General features: G+C 70.8%; 15 protein-coding genes. 9 read left to right on the top strand and 6 right to left on the bottom strand.

Annotated features, from left to right (window positions below):
- Window positions 1-150: 150 nt before the first annotated feature.
- From ACIBW9_RS20465 to ACIBW9_RS20445, 5 genes are all read left to right on the top strand, one after another.
- Window positions 151-561: a VOC family protein gene (locus tag ACIBW9_RS20465; protein ID WP_398956898.1), complete on the top strand. Its 411-nt coding sequence runs from the start codon at window positions 151-153 to the stop codon at window positions 559-561.
- A gap of 114 nt (window positions 562-675) precedes the next feature.
- Window positions 676-1,071, top strand: coding sequence for a hypothetical protein (locus ACIBW9_RS20460; protein WP_398956896.1), 396 nt, complete (start codon window positions 676-678; stop codon window positions 1,069-1,071).
- Window positions 1,068-1,553, top strand: a complete 486-nt coding sequence (locus tag ACIBW9_RS20455) for a thiol-disulfide oxidoreductase DCC family protein (protein ID WP_398956894.1) — start codon at window positions 1,068-1,070, stop codon at window positions 1,551-1,553. Before ACIBW9_RS20460 ends, ACIBW9_RS20455 begins: the two co-directional genes overlap by 4 nt.
- Window positions 1,554-1,564: 11 nt before the next feature.
- Window positions 1,565-2,305, top strand: coding sequence for a TetR/AcrR family transcriptional regulator (locus ACIBW9_RS20450; RefSeq protein WP_398956892.1), 741 nt, complete (start codon window positions 1,565-1,567; stop codon window positions 2,303-2,305).
- Window positions 2,306-2,396: 91 nt separating this feature from the next.
- Window positions 2,397-3,014, top strand: a complete 618-nt coding sequence (locus ACIBW9_RS20445) for a Uma2 family endonuclease (RefSeq protein ID WP_398956890.1) — start codon at window positions 2,397-2,399, stop codon at window positions 3,012-3,014.
- On the opposite strand, the gene ACIBW9_RS20440 is transcribed toward ACIBW9_RS20445, so the two are convergent.
- Window positions 3,007-5,412 (bottom strand): MMPL family transporter, encoded by a 2,406-nt coding sequence (locus ACIBW9_RS20440; protein ID WP_398957634.1) that lies wholly within the window; start codon window positions 5,410-5,412, stop codon window positions 3,007-3,009. The genes ACIBW9_RS20445 and ACIBW9_RS20440 overlap by 8 nt on opposite strands.
- A 165-nt stretch (window positions 5,413-5,577) precedes the next feature.
- Between ACIBW9_RS20440 and ACIBW9_RS20435 the strand changes: the two genes are divergently transcribed.
- Both ACIBW9_RS20435 and ACIBW9_RS20430 read left to right on the top strand, forming a co-directional pair.
- The gene (locus ACIBW9_RS20435; protein ID WP_115906323.1) at window positions 5,578-6,267 is read left to right on the top strand and encodes a response regulator transcription factor; all 690 of its coding nucleotides are present in this window, start codon (window positions 5,578-5,580) and stop codon (window positions 6,265-6,267) included.
- Window positions 6,264-7,712 (top strand): sensor histidine kinase, encoded by a 1,449-nt coding sequence (locus ACIBW9_RS20430; RefSeq protein ID WP_398956887.1) that lies wholly within the window; start codon window positions 6,264-6,266, stop codon window positions 7,710-7,712. The genes ACIBW9_RS20435 and ACIBW9_RS20430 overlap by 4 nt, the downstream gene beginning before the upstream one ends.
- On the opposite strand, the gene ACIBW9_RS20425 is transcribed toward ACIBW9_RS20430, so the two are convergent.
- The 4 genes from ACIBW9_RS20425 to ACIBW9_RS20410 all read right to left on the bottom strand — a co-directional run bounded on the left by ACIBW9_RS20425 (window position 7,713) and on the right by ACIBW9_RS20410 (window position 11,495).
- Complete coding sequence (locus ACIBW9_RS20425; protein ID WP_398956885.1) at window positions 7,713-8,129, bottom strand: ATP-binding protein; 417 nt, start codon at window positions 8,127-8,129, stop codon at window positions 7,713-7,715.
- Between the two features lie 95 nt (window positions 8,130-8,224).
- Window positions 8,225-9,781 (bottom strand): ABC transporter substrate-binding protein, encoded by a 1,557-nt coding sequence (locus ACIBW9_RS20420; protein ID WP_398956883.1) that lies wholly within the window; start codon window positions 9,779-9,781, stop codon window positions 8,225-8,227.
- 186 nt (window positions 9,782-9,967) lie between these two features.
- Window positions 9,968-11,203, bottom strand: coding sequence for a metallophosphoesterase (locus ACIBW9_RS20415; protein ID WP_398956881.1), 1,236 nt, complete (start codon window positions 11,201-11,203; stop codon window positions 9,968-9,970).
- A gap of 52 nt (window positions 11,204-11,255) precedes the next feature.
- Entirely contained in the window at window positions 11,256-11,495 is a 240-nt protein-coding gene (locus ACIBW9_RS20410; protein WP_266959238.1) for an SCO4848 family membrane protein, read from the bottom strand.
- 91 nt (window positions 11,496-11,586) lie between these two features.
- Between ACIBW9_RS20410 and ACIBW9_RS20405 the strand changes: the two genes are divergently transcribed.
- Complete coding sequence (locus ACIBW9_RS20405; RefSeq protein WP_398956878.1) at window positions 11,587-12,867, top strand: D-alanyl-D-alanine carboxypeptidase family protein; 1,281 nt, start codon at window positions 11,587-11,589, stop codon at window positions 12,865-12,867.
- Here the strand turns inward: ACIBW9_RS20405 and ACIBW9_RS20400 are convergent.
- Window positions 12,812-13,783 carry a YihY/virulence factor BrkB family protein gene (locus ACIBW9_RS20400; RefSeq protein WP_398956876.1) on the bottom strand — a complete coding sequence of 324 codons (972 nt, stop codon included), beginning with the start codon at window positions 13,781-13,783 and terminating at the stop codon, window positions 12,812-12,814. The genes ACIBW9_RS20405 and ACIBW9_RS20400 overlap by 56 nt on opposite strands.
- Window positions 13,784-13,982: 199 nt before the next feature.
- Here ACIBW9_RS20400 and ACIBW9_RS20395 point away from each other — a divergent pair, with 199 nt between their 5' ends.
- A complete protein-coding gene (locus ACIBW9_RS20395; protein WP_398956874.1) occupies window positions 13,983-15,335 on the top strand; it encodes an FAD-binding protein in 1,353 nt (450 codons plus the stop codon).
- The last annotated feature ends 251 nt before the right edge of the window (window positions 15,336-15,586 follow it).

The following is a 15,586-nucleotide window of genomic DNA, read 5'->3' as shown; positions in this document are numbered from 1 at the left end:
CTGAGGGCCCCGCCCCCGGAATCCGTTCCGGGGGCGGGGCCCTTGCTCATGGGGCCGTGCGCGTGCCGGGTGACGGCGTCGCTCGCCCCAATGAGTGACCCCGCACGGCCGGTCCGCACGGGTGCGCTACACCGCTCCTATTCTGACGGTATGTCAGATGACCAGTCGTACGAACTGCTCGGATTCGACAACGTGCTGCTGCCCGTCGGGGACCTCGCCGTGGCGGTCGACTTCTACCGGCGCGCCGGGTTCACGGTGGGCTTCCGGTTCGACGAGGCCGGGATCGCCCTGCTGAAGGTCGGGGTCGAGACACCGGGGATCCTGCTGCGGCAGGAGGAGGAACTGGGGCACCGGTCGCCGCCGTGGCCCTCGCCCCGTGTGTGGATCGAGGTGGCCGACGCGCGGAAAGCGGCCGACTCCCTCGCCGCGGCGGGCATTCCGCTCCTCGACGACCCCTTCTCCGTCGCCACCGGCTGGACCGCGGAGATCGCCGACCCGTGGGGGAACGTCATCGGGTTCACCGACTACAGCAAGCGCCCGGAGCTCGGCCGCCGCCCCTGAGCCCCGCCCGCGATCCCGCGTCCTCGCGATGCCACTTCGGGCTTGAACGTGTTCAAAAACAGGTCTACAGTCATCCCTGTCAGCGTTTTGAACGCGTTCAAGAAGGGGTGGGGCATGGACCGCACGGTCATCGCCTACGTCATCTACCTGCTGGTCAGCATCGCGCTGACCGTCTGGGTGGCCCGCACGCTCAGCCGCAACGGGCGGATCTTCCTCGCCGACGTGCTGAAGGGGAACGAGAAGCTCGCCGAGGCCGTCAACCACCTCCTGGTGGTCGGCTTCTACCTCGTCAACCTCGGCTTCGTCGCCCTGTACCTGAGCGGCGACGAGACCATCGAGGACACCCGGGGGATCTTCGAGGCCCTGTCGACCAAGCTGGGCGTGGTGCTGCTGGTGCTCGGTGTGATGCACCTGGGCAATGTGTACGTCCTCAACAAGATCCGGCGGCGCGGGATGCTGGAGCGGGAGCAGGTGCCGCCGGTCGCGCCGCAGGACTGGGTCGGGGCGTGAGCGACGTGAGCGCCACGAAGGCGGACCGGGCCCCGGTCCGCCGGCTCACCGTCCTGTACGACGCCGAATGCGCGCTCTGCACCTTCCTGCGCGACTGGCTCGTACGGCAGCCGCAGCTCGTGCCACTGGAGCTGGTGCCCGCGGCTTCGGACGAGGCCCGGCGGCGCTTCCCCGGGCTCGACCACGGCGCCACCCTCGACGAGATCACCGTCGTCGGCGACGCAGGCCAGGTCTACCGGTCCGCCGCCGCCTGGATCGTCACCCTGTGGGCGCTGCGCGAGCACCGGCCGCTCGCCCACCGGCTCAGCACCCCGTCGGGGGCGAGGCTCGCCCGAGGCGCGGTCCTCGCGGCCGCGAAGTGGCGGGGCTCGATGTGGGGCGGGCGGGTGTACCGCCGCGCCGACGGGTGGGCGTACCACCCGGGCCAGGGCTGGACGTACAGCGCACCGGGCTGCGACAGCGGCTCCTGTGTCACCCCGTAGGCTCTGTTTCCGTGCCTGCGAAGAACGACGGCCCCGACGAGGGCGGCAACCCCAGCAAGTCCGAGCAGACCCGTGCGCTGATCCTGGAGACCGCCATGCGGCTGTTCCAGGAGCGCGGCTACGAGAAGACGACGATGCGGGCCATCGCCCAGGAGGCCGGGGTCTCCGTCGGCAACGCGTACTACTACTTCGCCGGCAAGGAACATCTGATCCAGGGCTTCTACGACCGGCTCGCCGCCGAGCACCGGGTGGCGATCCGGGAGGTCCTGGACCGGGAGACCGATCTGGAGGCGCGGCTCGCGGGCGTCCTGAAGGTGTGGCTGGACATCGCCACGCCGTACCACGAGTTCGCGGTGCAGTTCTTCAAGAACGCCGCCGACCCGGACAGCCCGCTCAGTCCCTTCTCCGAGGAGTCGGAGCACGCGCGCGTGGAGGCCATTTCGGTCCACCGGGAGGTCCTGGCGGGCGCGACGAAGACGAAGGTGCCGGAGGAACTCCGCGACGTCCTGCCCGAGTTGATGTGGCTCTCCCAGATGGGCCTCGTCCTGTACTGGATCTTCGACCGGACCGAGGGGCGGGAGCGGAGCTACCGGCTGGCCGAACGGGGCGCCCGGCTGACGGCCCGCGGTGTGTCGCTGGCCCGGTTCCGGGTGCTGCGGCCGCTGGTGCGGGAGGTGCACGAGCTGTTCACGGACTTCCTGCCGGGGATGACCAAAGCGCTGCCGGATCCGGGAGGTACGGGACGGGCATGATCCACGATCGAGTGAATGGACTTGAACGGGACGTTCGGGTCCTCACCTGCCTACGATGATGCTCTCGACACCAGCCCCTAGGAGGCACGCGATGTCCGCTGCATCCGTCGAGCAGCCCTACTACGACGACGAGCCGTTCTCTCTCACGGCCCTCGCCGACGAGATCATGGAGCGCCATCCGGGGTACCGCGTCGAGATCATCGGAGGCCATCTCCTCGTGACCCCTTCACCGGATGCCCCCCACGCCCGCTCTCTCACCAAGCTCATGCGCCCCTTCATCGCCGCCGGACTGGACGACGACGAGACCGAGGTGCTCCAGAGCGTCGCGATCAAGCTCCCCACCGGCGACGAGGACTACTGCATCCCCGACCTGGTGGTGGTCGACGCCGACATCGACGACCACTTCATCGACAACAACGCCTACGACCCGGTCTGTTTCCGCCTCGTCCTGGAGGTCACCTCCAGCAACTGGCGGGACGACCTGAAGACCAAGGTCGCCGCCTATGCCGAGGCGAAGGTCCCCGTCTACCTCGTGGTCGACCGCAAGCACCGGCGCCTCCACGTTCTCACGGACCCCACCGGGAGCGAGTACAAGAGCCACCGCCCCTACGCCCCCGGCGAGACCGTCACCCTCCCCGACACCATCGGCGCCAAAGTCACCCTCGACGTCGACGAGATCCTGAAGGCCGGGCAGCCGAAGGCTAATTGACCGCGTCCACCTCCCCCTCCGCCAACTCCACGTCGAACACCAACGGCCCGTCCGCCACGACCACATGCGCCGCCCGCGACCCGTACGACGCAGCCGTGGTCGCCAGCAGATACGCCCCCGGCCCCGGCACCGACACGATGTACGAGCCGTCCGCCAGCGTCGTCACCCGGTCCAGTTGACGCCCGCCCTTCGACAGCAGCGTCACCGAGGCGCCGTCCACCGGGTCACCGTCGGCCGTACGGACGAAGCCGTGGACCGCCGACGCGGGGCCCTCCGCAGCCGGTGACTCGAGCGCCTCCTCCTGCGGCTCCACCGCCAGGTGCGGCAGCCGCTTCTCCAGCCAGGCCGGCAGCCACCAGTTGGAGTTGCCCAGCAGATGCATCGCGGCCGGCACCAGTGCCGTGCGCAGGACGAACGCGTCGAGGGCGACCGCGGCGGCCAGGCCGACGCCCGCCATCGCCGCCCCCGAGTCTCCGCTCAGGACGAAGGCCAGGAACACACAGACCATGATCAGGGCCGCGGAGTTGATGACCCGGCTGGTCTCCGCCAGACCGACCCTGACCGCGCGGGCGTTGTCGCGCGTGTGCACCCACTCCTCGTGCATCCGGCTCACCAGGAAGACCTGGTAGTCCATCGAGAGACCGAAGAGCAACGACAGCATGATGACCGGCAGGAAGGCGTTGATCGGGCCCTCCTTGCCCAGGCCCAGCAGGTCCAGGCCCCAGCCCCACTGGAAGACCGCGACGAGGACGCCGAAGGAGGCGGCCGCGGCGATCAGGTTCATCAGGGCGGCCGTCAGCGGCACCACCAGGGAGCGGAAGGCGATCAGCAGGAGCAGGAAGCCGAGGCCGATGATCGTCGCGATGAACAGCGGCAGCCGGTCGCCGGTGACGGACGCGAAGTCCTTGGACACCGCGGTCACACCACCGACGTGGGCGTTCGCCCCGGCCTTCGGGATCACCTCGCCCCGCAGGGTGTCGATCAGGTCGTCCGTCTCCTTGGACTGCGGTGACGTCTTCGGTACGACCTGGATGACCGTCACGCCCTGCGCGGGCGGCAGGGCGGCCACGCGGGCCACTCCGGGGGTGCTTTCGATGCCCTTGACCAGGGTGGCGGTGTCGCCGCCCTGAGTGACCACCTGGAGCGGGCCGTTGAAGCCGGGGCCGAAGCCCTCGGCGAGCAGGTCGTACGCCTTCCTGGTGGTCGTCGACGAGTCGTCGTTGCCCTGGTCGGTGGCGCCGAGGCGGAGCGACAGGACGGGGACGGCGAGGACGGCCATGACGACCAGGGCGAGGGCGGCGATCCTGCGGGGCCGCTTCTCGACGCTGGTCGACCAGCGGGCCGCGAGGCCGCTCGCCCGCTCCGGCTCGGGCCCCTCGGCGGCCAGCTTGCGGCGCTGGCGGCGGCTGAGCACCCGCGGGCCCAGGAAGCCGAGCAGGGCCGGGAGCAGGGTGGTGGCGGCCATGACGCTGAGCACGACCGTCAGCGAGGTGCCGATGACCACGCCGTCCAGGAAGCGCAGTCGCGTCACGAGCATGCCGGCGAGCGCGATGCAGACCGTGCCGCCCGCGAACAGCACCGCCCGGCCCGAGGTGTTGAGCGCCGTGACCGCCGACTCCTCGGGGTCCAGGCCGCGCAGGATGCCGCGCCGGTGCCGGGTGACGATGAACAGCGCGTAGTCGATGCCGACACCGAGGCCGATCAGGGAGGCGAGCAGCGGGGCGATGTCGGGGATGTCGGTGGTGTGGCTGAGCAGTTGGGTGGAGAACAGGCCCATGCCGACGCCGAAGACCGCGATGGCGATCGGCAGCATCATCGCGAAGAACGAGCCGAAGGCCAGGAACAGCACGACGGCCGCTGCGATGATGCCGACCATCTCCGACAGGCCCTGCGGGGGCTGCTGGACGCGCTGGATGGCCTGGCCGCCCAACTCGACGTGCAGACCGCTCTGCCTGGCGCCCTGTGCGGTGTCGAGGACGTTCTGGACGAGGTCCTTGGGCACCTCGTTCGCGCGCTTGGCGAAGGTCAGCTGGGCGTATGCGATCCTGCCGTCGCCGCTGATCTGCGCGGCGCCCCGCGGGCCCGCGTAGGGGCTGGTGACCGCGCCGACGCCCGGCATCTTCGCGATCTCGTCGAGAGCAGGGGTGATCCGGGACCGGACCGCCTGGTCCCGCACCGAGCCCCGGTCCACCTTCCACACCACCGTGTCGGTGTCGCCCGAGGTGTTCGGGAAGGCCTTCTCCATCAGGTCGTACGCGCTCTTGGAGTCCGTGTCCGGGAGCGAGAAGACGTTCGCGTAGTTCGTGCCCGCCGTCGAGGCCGAGAAGCCCAGGCCGAACAACGCCCCCACCCACAGCAACAGGACCACCAGCCGGTGCCGATAGCACCACCGTGCCAATGCCGCCACGATCAACGCTCCTCTACGGTCGTCGGTTGGTCCCCCAGGTCCTGCGCAACAGGATTGGCGGCGCCGCGCGCGCGTGGACCCGAATGCCGATGACTCTCAAGGAACTCCAAAGACGGATCCGGCCCCGCTGTCAGTGGGGCGTCCGATACTGGGGTCATGACGACGGCTCCAGGCACCGTGCTGGTGGTGGAGGACGAGCCGAGCATCGCGGACGTCCTCGCCATCGCCCTGCGCTACCACCGGTTCGAGGTGATGGTCGCCGGCACCGTCCGCGAGGCCCTCGCGCTCGCCGAGCGCACCCGGCCCGACGCGGCGCTGCTCGACGTCATGCTCCCGGACGGGGACGGCCGGGCGCTCGGGCGCGAACTGCGCGCCAGGCGGCCCGACCTGGCGCTGGTCTTCCTCACCGCGCGGGACTCCCCCGCCGAGATCGTCGGCGCCCTCGGCTTCGGCGACGACTACATCACCAAGCCGTTCAACATCGACGAGGTCGTCGCCCGTATCACCGCGGTGCTGCGGCGCACCCGCACGGCGGACGTCCTGCCGCAGCGGCCCCCGCTGCGCTACGGCGACCTGGAGCTGGACGAGACGACGTACAGCGTCCACCGCGCGGGCCGCTCCGTCGAGCTCACCCCCACCGAGTACGCCCTGCTGCGCTTCCTGGTGCGCAACGGCGGCCGGATCGTGCCCAAGGAGCAACTCCTGCGCCATGTCTGGCAGTACGAGCACACACCGCCCGAGTCGACCGTCGTGGAGACCTACATCAGCTATCTGCGGCGCAAGCTGGACGCGCTGGGCCCGCCGGTGATCACCACGCGGCGTGGTGTGGGATACGGGCTGGCATGAGGATCCGGTGGCCGCACTGCGAGCGCGGCATCCATTCGCTGCGCGCCAAGCTGACGCTGGCGAACGTCGCGCTGCTCGCCCTCGGCATCGTCGCGGCGACCGCGGTCAGCCTGATGGGCATGCGGTACTACCTGCTGAACCAGGTGGACGCCCAGCTGAACAAGACCCGGCAGTCGCTGGGCGGTTCGCTCACCATGGAGCAGATCGACGCGCTGGGGGCGATGGCGATCGTCCGCGACCGGTTCCTGCCGCAGCACGACGAACAGGCCCGGCCGAACTCGATCCTCACCGCCGTCGACGCGCACGGGAAGCCGCTCTCCCTGGCCCGCTTCGCCCCGACGGACACCCAGCGCGCCCTCGCGAGCGCGGTGGACGATCCCCGTGCCCTCGCCGCGGCCGCCGACCCGCACGACATCCGGGTGCACGGCGCCCGCTACCGCGCCACCGCGACCCGCCTCGCCGACGGCACGTACATCCTGTTCGCCACCTCCACGGATGCCCTCCACCACGGCATGCTCAAGGCCCTCAAGCTGGACCTCGCCATCGGTTCGCTGCTGCTGGTGCTGCTGGCCTGGCTCACGATGATGAGCGTCAGCCGGCGGATGCGGCCGCTGGAGGACATGGTGGAGACGTCGACGGCGATAGCCGAGGGCGACCTGACCCGGCGCGTGCCCTCCAGCCACCACCCGACCCAGGAGGTCGAACAGCTGCGGCTCGCCCTCAACTCCATGCTCCACCAGGTGGAGTCGGCGTACCGCACGCGCGAGGACAGCGCGGCCCAGCTGCGCCGCTTCGTCGCCGACGCCTCGCACGAACTGCGCACCCCGCTGTCCGCGATACGCGGCTATCTCCAGCTGTACGACAAGGGCATGCTCAGCGACCCGGACGAGCGCAAGCGGGCCTGGGAGCGGGTGCTGGCGGAGACGGACCGCATGGGGCGGCTCGTCGACGAACTGCTCACCCTGGCCCGCCTCGACCAGCAGCCCGAGCTGCGCTTCAGGAACGTCGACGTGAGCCGTCTGGTGCGGGACGCGGCCGAGGACCTGCGGGTGCAGCAGCCGGACCGGCCCATCAAGGTCGCGGCCGACGGCGCCGTACTGGTGCACGCCGACGAGTCCGGGCTCAGACAGGTGCTGGGCAACCTGGTGGGCAACGTACGCACGCACACGCCGGCGGACGTGGCGGTGCGGCTCGGGGTGGAGCGCGAGGACGGGGTGGTGCGGCTGTGTGTCGCGGACGAGGGTCCGGGGCTGTGCGCACAGGACGCGGCGCGGGTCTTCGACCGCTTCTTCCGGGCCGGCGGCGGCGCGGGCAGCGGGCTGGGCCTGGCGATCGTGCAGGGGGTGGTGGAGGCGCACGGCGGTGAGGTGACGGTGGAGACGGCGCCGGGCGAGGGCTTGCGGGCGACGGTCACCCTGCCGGCCCGGACGGCGGTACGGCCGTGACTACCCGGGCGGTGCCCAGGTGCCGGTCATGACGAGGGCCCACACCGTCTTGCCGTGGTGCCCTCTGTTCCACACCCCCCAGGCCGCCGCGACGGTCTCCACCAGATGCAGGCCCCGGCCGCTCTCCTCCCACTCGCCCACCAGCCGTGATCGGGGCTCCAGCCGGCCCTCGTCTGAGACCTCTATGAGGCAGGAGCCGTCGGCGAGGGCGGTCACCGCCACCTCGAACTCCCGCTCGAGGAGCGGTCCGTGGCGTACGACGTTGGTCGCCAGCTCGGACACCAGCAGCACCGCGTCCGCCAGCGCCGGATCGGCCGGACCGTGCCCCCAGTCGGCCAGATGGTCCCGCACCCGGCGCCGTGCCAGACCGACGGACGCCGGATGTCGGGGCAGCCGGAAGGAGTTGCGTCTCAACACGTTCACCCCTCACCCCGCGCACACCTCCGCCACATGGTCCCGCGTCAGGTGAGCGTCCGACGTCACCGGGGCGCATGTCAACGCCGCGAGAAGCGTCAGATCCAGCCCAGGCTCCACAGCCGGAACACACCGGTGCCGTCGTCGAGATACTGGCTGCCGCCGACGTCCTCGGTGCTGAGGACGTACTCCTTGCCCTGCCACAGCGGGATGACCGGCACGTCGTGGGCGACGTCCCGCTGCAGCGTGCTGAAGTCGGAGGCGGCGTCGCCGCGGTCGGCGTACCGCTGGCTGGCCTGGATCAGCTGGTCGACGGCCTTGTTGCTGTAGCCGGTGCTCATGGTTCCCTTGGTGCCGACGAGCGGGGCGCCGAAGGTGTCCGGGTCCGGGTAGTCGGCGACCCAGCCGACGGCGTACGCGTCCAGCTTGCCGGTGGCCCAGGCCTCCTGGAAGGAGGTCCACCCGTAGCCCTTGAGGGTCACCTTGAACAGGCCGCTCGATTCGAGCTGCTTCTTGATGGCCTGGGCCTCCGCCTCGGAGGAGCCGCGGTTCTCGGCGTAGCCGTAGGTGAAGCGGACCGGTGTCGTCACACCGGCCGCGGTGAGCAGGGCCTTCGCCTTCTGCGGGTCCTGCTTCGGGTAGGCGTCGAAGAAGGAGGTGGTGTGGCCGGTGATGCCCGTCGGGATCAGCGAGTACAGCGGGTCGACGGTCCCCTGGTAGACCGTGGCGGCCAGCTCCTCGCGGTCGATCAGCCATGCCATGGCCTGCCGGACCCTGGTGTCGTGCAGGGGCGCGTTCGCGCGGGTGTTGAGGTACAGGTTGCGGGTCTCGGCGCTGTCGGACTCGGACAGTCGCTGGTTCGGGTCGCTCGCCGAGAGCCGGGACAGCACCTTGGGCGGCAGCTGGCGGGTGGCGACGTCGACCTTCTTCGCGTTCCAGGCCTTGTCGAGGGCGTCCGAGTCGGCGTAGTAGAGCAGGTCGACGGGCCGGCCCGTCTTCTGGACGGCGCCCTGGTAGTGCGTGTTCGGCGTGAGAGCCGCCTTCTTTCCCTTTGTGTACGACGTCAGCTCGTACGGTCCGGTGCCGTCGGCGCCGGGGTCGGTGCGCAGGTGGTTCTTCGGGTACTTGTGGCTGTCGACGATCGAGCCCGCCCCGGTGGCCACCTTGAACGGGAAGGTGGCGTCGGGCGAGGACAGATGGAAGGTGACCGTCAGGCCGTTCGCGTCGACCGAGCGGAGCGTGCTGAGCAGCGAGGACGGACCGACGTCGGACTTGATCGCCTTGACCCGGTCGAAGGAGTACTTGACGTCCTCGGCGGTCATCGTGCGACCGCTGGGGAAGGCAAGTCCCGTACGCAGGGTGCAGCGGTAGGTCGTCAGCTGACTGCCCACGAAGTCGCAGCTGCGGGCCGCGTCGGGCACCGGTGAGGCGCCGCCCGGCTCGAAGGTCAGCAGTGACTGGAAAACGTTGCTGAACAAGGCCCAGGACCCCGCGTCGTAGGCGCCGGCCGGATCGAGCGAGGTGACCTCGTCCGTCGTGCCGACCTCGATGGTCCTGTCGGTGTTCTCCTGCGACGGCAGCAGCTGCCAGCCGCCGACCCCCACGCCCGCCAGTACCAGCAGTGTCGCGAGAATCCGCATGCGAACCGAGCGCATCGGTTGCCCTCCCCGGGGCCCGACGGGCCCCACCCCACATGCCACTCCCCTGGTGGCGCGGCTCACCTAATCACAGGTTTTTCAGCCGGGGGAAGAGGGATTTCGCGAGTTGAGAAAGCCATTACCGCAAGGGGTTTCGGGGAGGTTTCACAGCGCTCTCACAGGGTGTGCGGCAAACGGTTTCGGTCAGGCCCGTGTCGAGGCCAGTTCGATCACGGTGATGTCCGAGGGTGCGCCCACGCGCGTGGGCGGCCCCCAGGCGCCCGCACCCCGGCTGACGTAGAGCTGGGTGTCGCCGTAGCGCTCAAGGCCCGCGACGGTCGGGTTCGCGGCGGCCGCGATGAAGTTGCCGGGCCAGAGCTGACCGCCGTGGGTGTGGCCGGAGAGCTGGAGGTCGACGCCGTGCTTGACGGCGTCGTGGATCTGGACCGGCTGGTGGGCGAGGAGCACGCACGCGCGTGCCGTGTCCCGGTCGCCGAGCGCCTTGGTGAAGTCGGGGCCCTGGCCCTCGCTCTTGCCCGCGATGTCGTTGACGCCCGCGAGGTCGAACCAGGGCAGCTCGGTGCGGGCGTTCTCCAGCGGGTGCAGCCCGAGCCGCCGTACCTCCTCCACCCACTGAGCGGCGCCGGAGAAGTACTCGTGGTTGCCGGTGACGAAGTAGGAGGGCGCCTTGAGCTGCGACAGCGGTGCCGCCGCGGGGCCCAGGTTCTGCACGCTGCCGTCCACCAGGTCGCCGACGACCGCGACGATGTCCGGCTGGGTGGCGTTGACGGTGTCGACGACCTTCTGCGCGAAGCCGCGGCCGAGGACCGGACCCAGGTGGATGTCGCTGACCACGGCGATGCGGTAACCGTGGGCCGCGCGCGGGAGTTTGGCCAGCGGCACGGTGACGCGCTTCACAGCGGGGCCGCGCAGCACGCCGTACGTGCCGTAGCCGACCGTTCCCACGGCTGCGGCGGCCGCGGCTCCTGCGACGACACGGGAGACGAAGAGACGGCGCGACGGCTCCGGGAGCGGCGCGGGTTCGGGCTCGGCCTCCGGTGCCTGCGGGGGCCCCGCCGGTACCGACTGGGGCTGCGGTACGGCCGCCGTGGCGCGCGCCCGCCGTTCCAGCAGGCGGCGCAGCAGGGGCCGTACCACCTCGCCCGCCACGACGCCGAGCAGCAGGTAGACCGACAGCGCGAGCCAGAGGAAGCCCGGCCAGGCCAGGACCTGCTGGAGCCAGAAGGGCGCGCCCGCCCGCTCGCCGACGACGGCTCCGACGGCCAGCACCCAGCCGGCCGCGATGCCCGCCGCACCCGCGCGGCGCGCGAGGCCAGGGCCCCGGGTCGGGTCGCGGAACAGCCGGCGCCACAGGTACCAGTTGCCGGCGACGAGAACGGCGACCGCGAGGAGTCCGAATACCCCGAAGACGACGACCATCGTGCCGTGACCCCCGTTGCCGGTTCTGCCGTTTGTGTGTATTTGCCCGCAGCTATGAGGTCTGGCGCAAAGCGCGCAGTCCGCGCAACCCGATGCCCCCGATGACCGTCCCCAATACGAAGGAGACGACGGCGAGCGTGAGATGCACCCAGAAGTACGCCGTCGGGTGACCGTCATGGAACGCGAGCCCGCTGCCGTCCTTGATGAGATTTTTGACGAAAGTGACCCAGATGACCCAGGACCACACCCCGAAGGCGAGCAGGAACCAGGAGACCGGGCGGCTGAGCTTCATGCGTTCAGTATCGCCGCCGCCTCTTCCGTTCCGTGTCCGGGGTGGGGTGGGAGGCGGGACTTCACGGCCCGTGGCATGTACTTTCTCGTCCGTGTCCGCTCCCCAGAAGACCCTCAGGCGATCCCTGCTGGTCACCTCCGCCGTCCTGTCCTCGATCGCGCTGACCTCGCCCGTCGCCTTCGCGGCCCCGAAACCCTCGCCGAGTCCGACGGCCACTCCCCCGGCGGACATGTCGTCCGTGGGCGGCGCCCGTCTCGGGCAGCCGGGCACACAGGTCGATCTGGGCAGCGGCGCGCCCGTTCTCCCCAAGGACATCACCGCGCGCTCCTGGATCGTCGCCGACGCCGAGTCGGGCGAGGTGCTCGCCGCGCACAACGCACACTGGCGGCTGCCCCCGGCCAGCACGATGAAGATGCTGTTCGCGGACACGGTGCTGCCGAAGTTCCCGAAGACCCAGGAGCACGAGGTGGCACCCTCCGACCTGGCCGGCATGGGCGCCGGTTCCAGCATGGTCGGGATAAAGGAGGGCGAGACGTACACCGTGCGCGACCTGTGGCTGGGCGTCTTCCTGCGCTCGGGCAACGACGCGGTGCACGTCCTTTCGGCGATGAACGGCGGCGTCGAGACCACCGTCGAGGAGATGAACGAGCACGCCGAGGAGCTCCAGGCCCTCGACACCCATGTGGTCACGCCGGACGGGTACGACGCACCGGGGCAGGTCTCGTCCGCGTACGACCTGACGCTGTTCGCCCGCTCCGGGCTGCAGAAGAAGGACTTCCGCGAGTACTGCTCGACGGTGCGCGCGAGCTTCCCCGGCGACACGAAGGAGAAGAAGGGCAAGTCGGTCCGCGGGTCCTTCGAGATCCAGAACACCAACCGGCTGCTGACCGGCGACTCCGACGTCTCCGTCTACCAGGGCATCGCGGGCGTCAAGAACGGCAACACGACGAACGCCGGCGCGACCTTCACCGGGGTCGCCGAGCGCAACGGCAGGGTGCTCCTCGTCACCGCGATGAACCCGGAGAAGAAGGAGCACAACGAGGTCTACAAGGAGACCGCCAGGCTCTTCGACTGGGGTTTCCAGGCGGCCGGGAAGGTCCGCCCCGTGGGTGAGCTGGTGGCGCCGAAGAGCGCCGCGCAGTCGGGCGGACAGTCCGGGGGGAACGGGTCGGCGGGCCAGGCGGGCGGGGCCGCCGGCAAGGCGTCCGGTTCGCCGGTGGCGAGCGCCTCGGCCGCGGGCCGCTCCGGTGGCATGGGGGTCGCCTTCGCCATAAGCGGTGGGGTGCTGGTGCTGCTCGCGGCGGCCGCGTTCCTGGTCAACCGCCGCTGGCCGCTGCCCGATCTGGTACGTCGCCGGTCGTCCCGTCCGTGAGGTCCGCCCCGGCGCCCTCCTTCTGTTCCTCCGGCTCGTCCTGCCCCTCCTCCTGGTCCTGTGCGTGCTGCTCGCTCGGCGTCGCCGTCCACGCGGCGCAGAACAGGACCAGCTTCGCCGTGAAGTTGATCCACAGCAGCAGGGCCACGGGGACGCCGAACGCGCCGTACATGCTCTTCGCGGCCACGCCCTGCAGATAGCCGCTCAGCAGCGTCTTCAGCAGTTCGAAGCCGACGGCGCCGGTCAGCGCCGCGACGACCAGGCGGCGGCGCCGCGGTTCGACGCCGGGCAGCAGCGTGAGGACGTACAGGAGCAGCAGGAAGTCGGCGAACACGGCGACGGCGAATGCCGCGATGTAGAGCAGGACCCCGCCCCAACCTCCGTTGTCGATGTCGAGCTGCCGGGTGATCCAGCCGACCATCGCGGAGGCGACGGCGGAGGCGGCGATCGTGACGAGGACGGCGCCGCCGAGACCGACGAGGATGCCCAGGTCCTTGGCCTTGCGCAGGAAGGGGTTCTCCTCCTCTTCGGGCAGCTCCCACACCGCGCGCAGGCACTCGCGCATCGAACCGGCCCAGCCGATGCCGGTGAACAGCAGGGCGGCGCCCGCGATGAGGCCGATGGTGCCGGCGTTCTGGACCAGGTTCTGGATGTCGAGCTGGTCGGAGATGCCGGGCACCTGCTCGGCGAGCCTGTTCTGCAGGTCGCTCTGCTGTTGCGTGCTGAGTGTGGCCGCGGCGATCGCGGCGGCCACGGTGAGCAGCGGGAACAGGGCGACGAAGCTGGTGAAGGTCATCGCGGCGGCCAGCCGGGTCCACTTCACCCTGTCCAGTCGTTCGAACGACCGCCAGGCGTGCGTGAGCATGAGGCGCGCCAGCAGCGGCCCTACGACGGGGAGCTTCTTCAGCCAGTCCATGATCAGACTCTCCCCCAGGTGTGGAAGACCAATGTGCGAGTACCCCGAAAACCGGGCACTGTGCTGCGCGGCGGTCGGCGCGGGGACTCCGGGGGCGCCTCATTGCACCAGGAGGCGACATCCCATTAATCCCCCATTCCGGTCATAGGCGTCCTGTTTCACTGCTGGACGGTCATATACGGGCGATACGGTCACCGATATGTCCGCCGACACCGCTCCCGTCACCGTCACCGGCTGGGGCCGCACCGCTCCCACCGCGGCCCGTCTGATCCGCCCACGGTCGTACGAGGAGGCCGCGGCCGCCGTCCGGGGCTGCGGGGTCCGCGGCGGCATCCCCAGGGGGCTTGGACGGGCGTACGGCGATGCGGCGCAGAACGCAGGCGGTGCGGTGCTCGACATGACGGGCCTGGACCGCATCCACGCGATCGACGCCGACGGCGGCACCGTGCTGTGCGACGCGGGCGTCTCGCTGCACCGGCTGATGGAGGTACTGCTGCCGCTGGGCTGGTTCGTGCCGGTGCTGCCCGGCACGCGCCATGTGACGGTCGGCGGCGCGATCGGTGCGGACGTCCACGGCCCGAACCACCACGTCTCCGGCTCCTTCTCCCGGCACGTGCTGTCGCTGGAACTCCTCACCGCCGACGGCGGTGTCCGCACGGTGAGCCGCGGCACGCCCCTGTTCGACGCCACCACCGGCGGCATGGGCCTGACCGGTGTGATCCTCACGGCCACCTTCCGGCTGCTGCCGGTCGAGACCTCCCTGATGTCGGTGGACACGGATCGGGCCGCGGATCTCGATGACCTGATGGCGCGTCTGACGGCCACCGACCACCGCCACCGCTACTCGGTGGCGTGGATCGATCTGCTGGCCCGCGGCGCGGCGACCGGACGCGCGGTCCTCACCCGCGCCGACCACGCCCCGCTCGACGCGCTGCCCGCACGCGTGCGTGGAGCGCCACCGGCGTTCCGCGCCCAGCGGTTCCCACCGGCCCCCGCCTTCCTCCCGGAGGGCCTGCTCGGCCGCACCACCGTGGGCCTCTTCAACGAGGTCCGGTACCGGACGGCGCCACGCGCGCGTACCGGCCGACTGCGGCGGATCTCCGCCTTCTTGCACCCGCTGGACGGCGTGCCGCACCGGAACCGCGTCTACGGCCGCGGGCTCGTGCACTACCAGTTCGCCGTCGGACGCGGCCAGGAGGACGCCCTGCACCGGATCGTGCGGCGCATCTCCGAGCAGCGCTGCCCGGCCTTGTGGGCCGTCCTCAAGCGCTTCGGGGAGGCCGCCCCGGGGTGGCTCTCGTTCCCCGTACCCGGCTGGACGCTCGCCGTGGACCTCCCGGCGGGCCTGCCCGGGCTCGGCGCCCTCCTCGACGAACTCGACGAGGAGGTGGCCACCGCCGGCGGCCGCGTATGCCTCGCCAAGGACTCCCGGCTGCGCCCCGAACTCCTCACCGCGATGTACCCGCGCCTCGACGACTTCCGGTCCCTGCGCACGGAACTGGACCCGCGCGGCGTGTTCACATCCGACCTGTCCCGCCGCCTTGCCCTGTGACCATGCGCCGCATCGGCCGGGGCCCGGGCTCGCCCCCGGAGATGCAACACGACCGACCTCTCCCACCGCCTCGTCCTGCGACGATGCCCCGCGCGCCCCGGGGTCCGGGGACGCCACCCGAGAACTACACCACGACCGGCCTCTCCCACCGCCTCGCCCTGTGACCATGCGCCGCATCGGCCGGGGCCCGGGCTCGCCCCCGGAGATGCAACACGACCGACCTCTCCCACCGCCTCGTCCTGCGACGATGC

The sequence above is a fragment of the Streptomyces sp. NPDC049541 genome, from assembly GCF_044465725.1.
In the GTDB taxonomy this organism is placed as follows: Bacteria; Actinomycetota; Actinomycetes; order Streptomycetales; family Streptomycetaceae; genus Streptomyces.
Note: the sequence above shows the minus strand (reverse complement) of the source record. Positions and strands in the feature narration are given on the sequence as shown.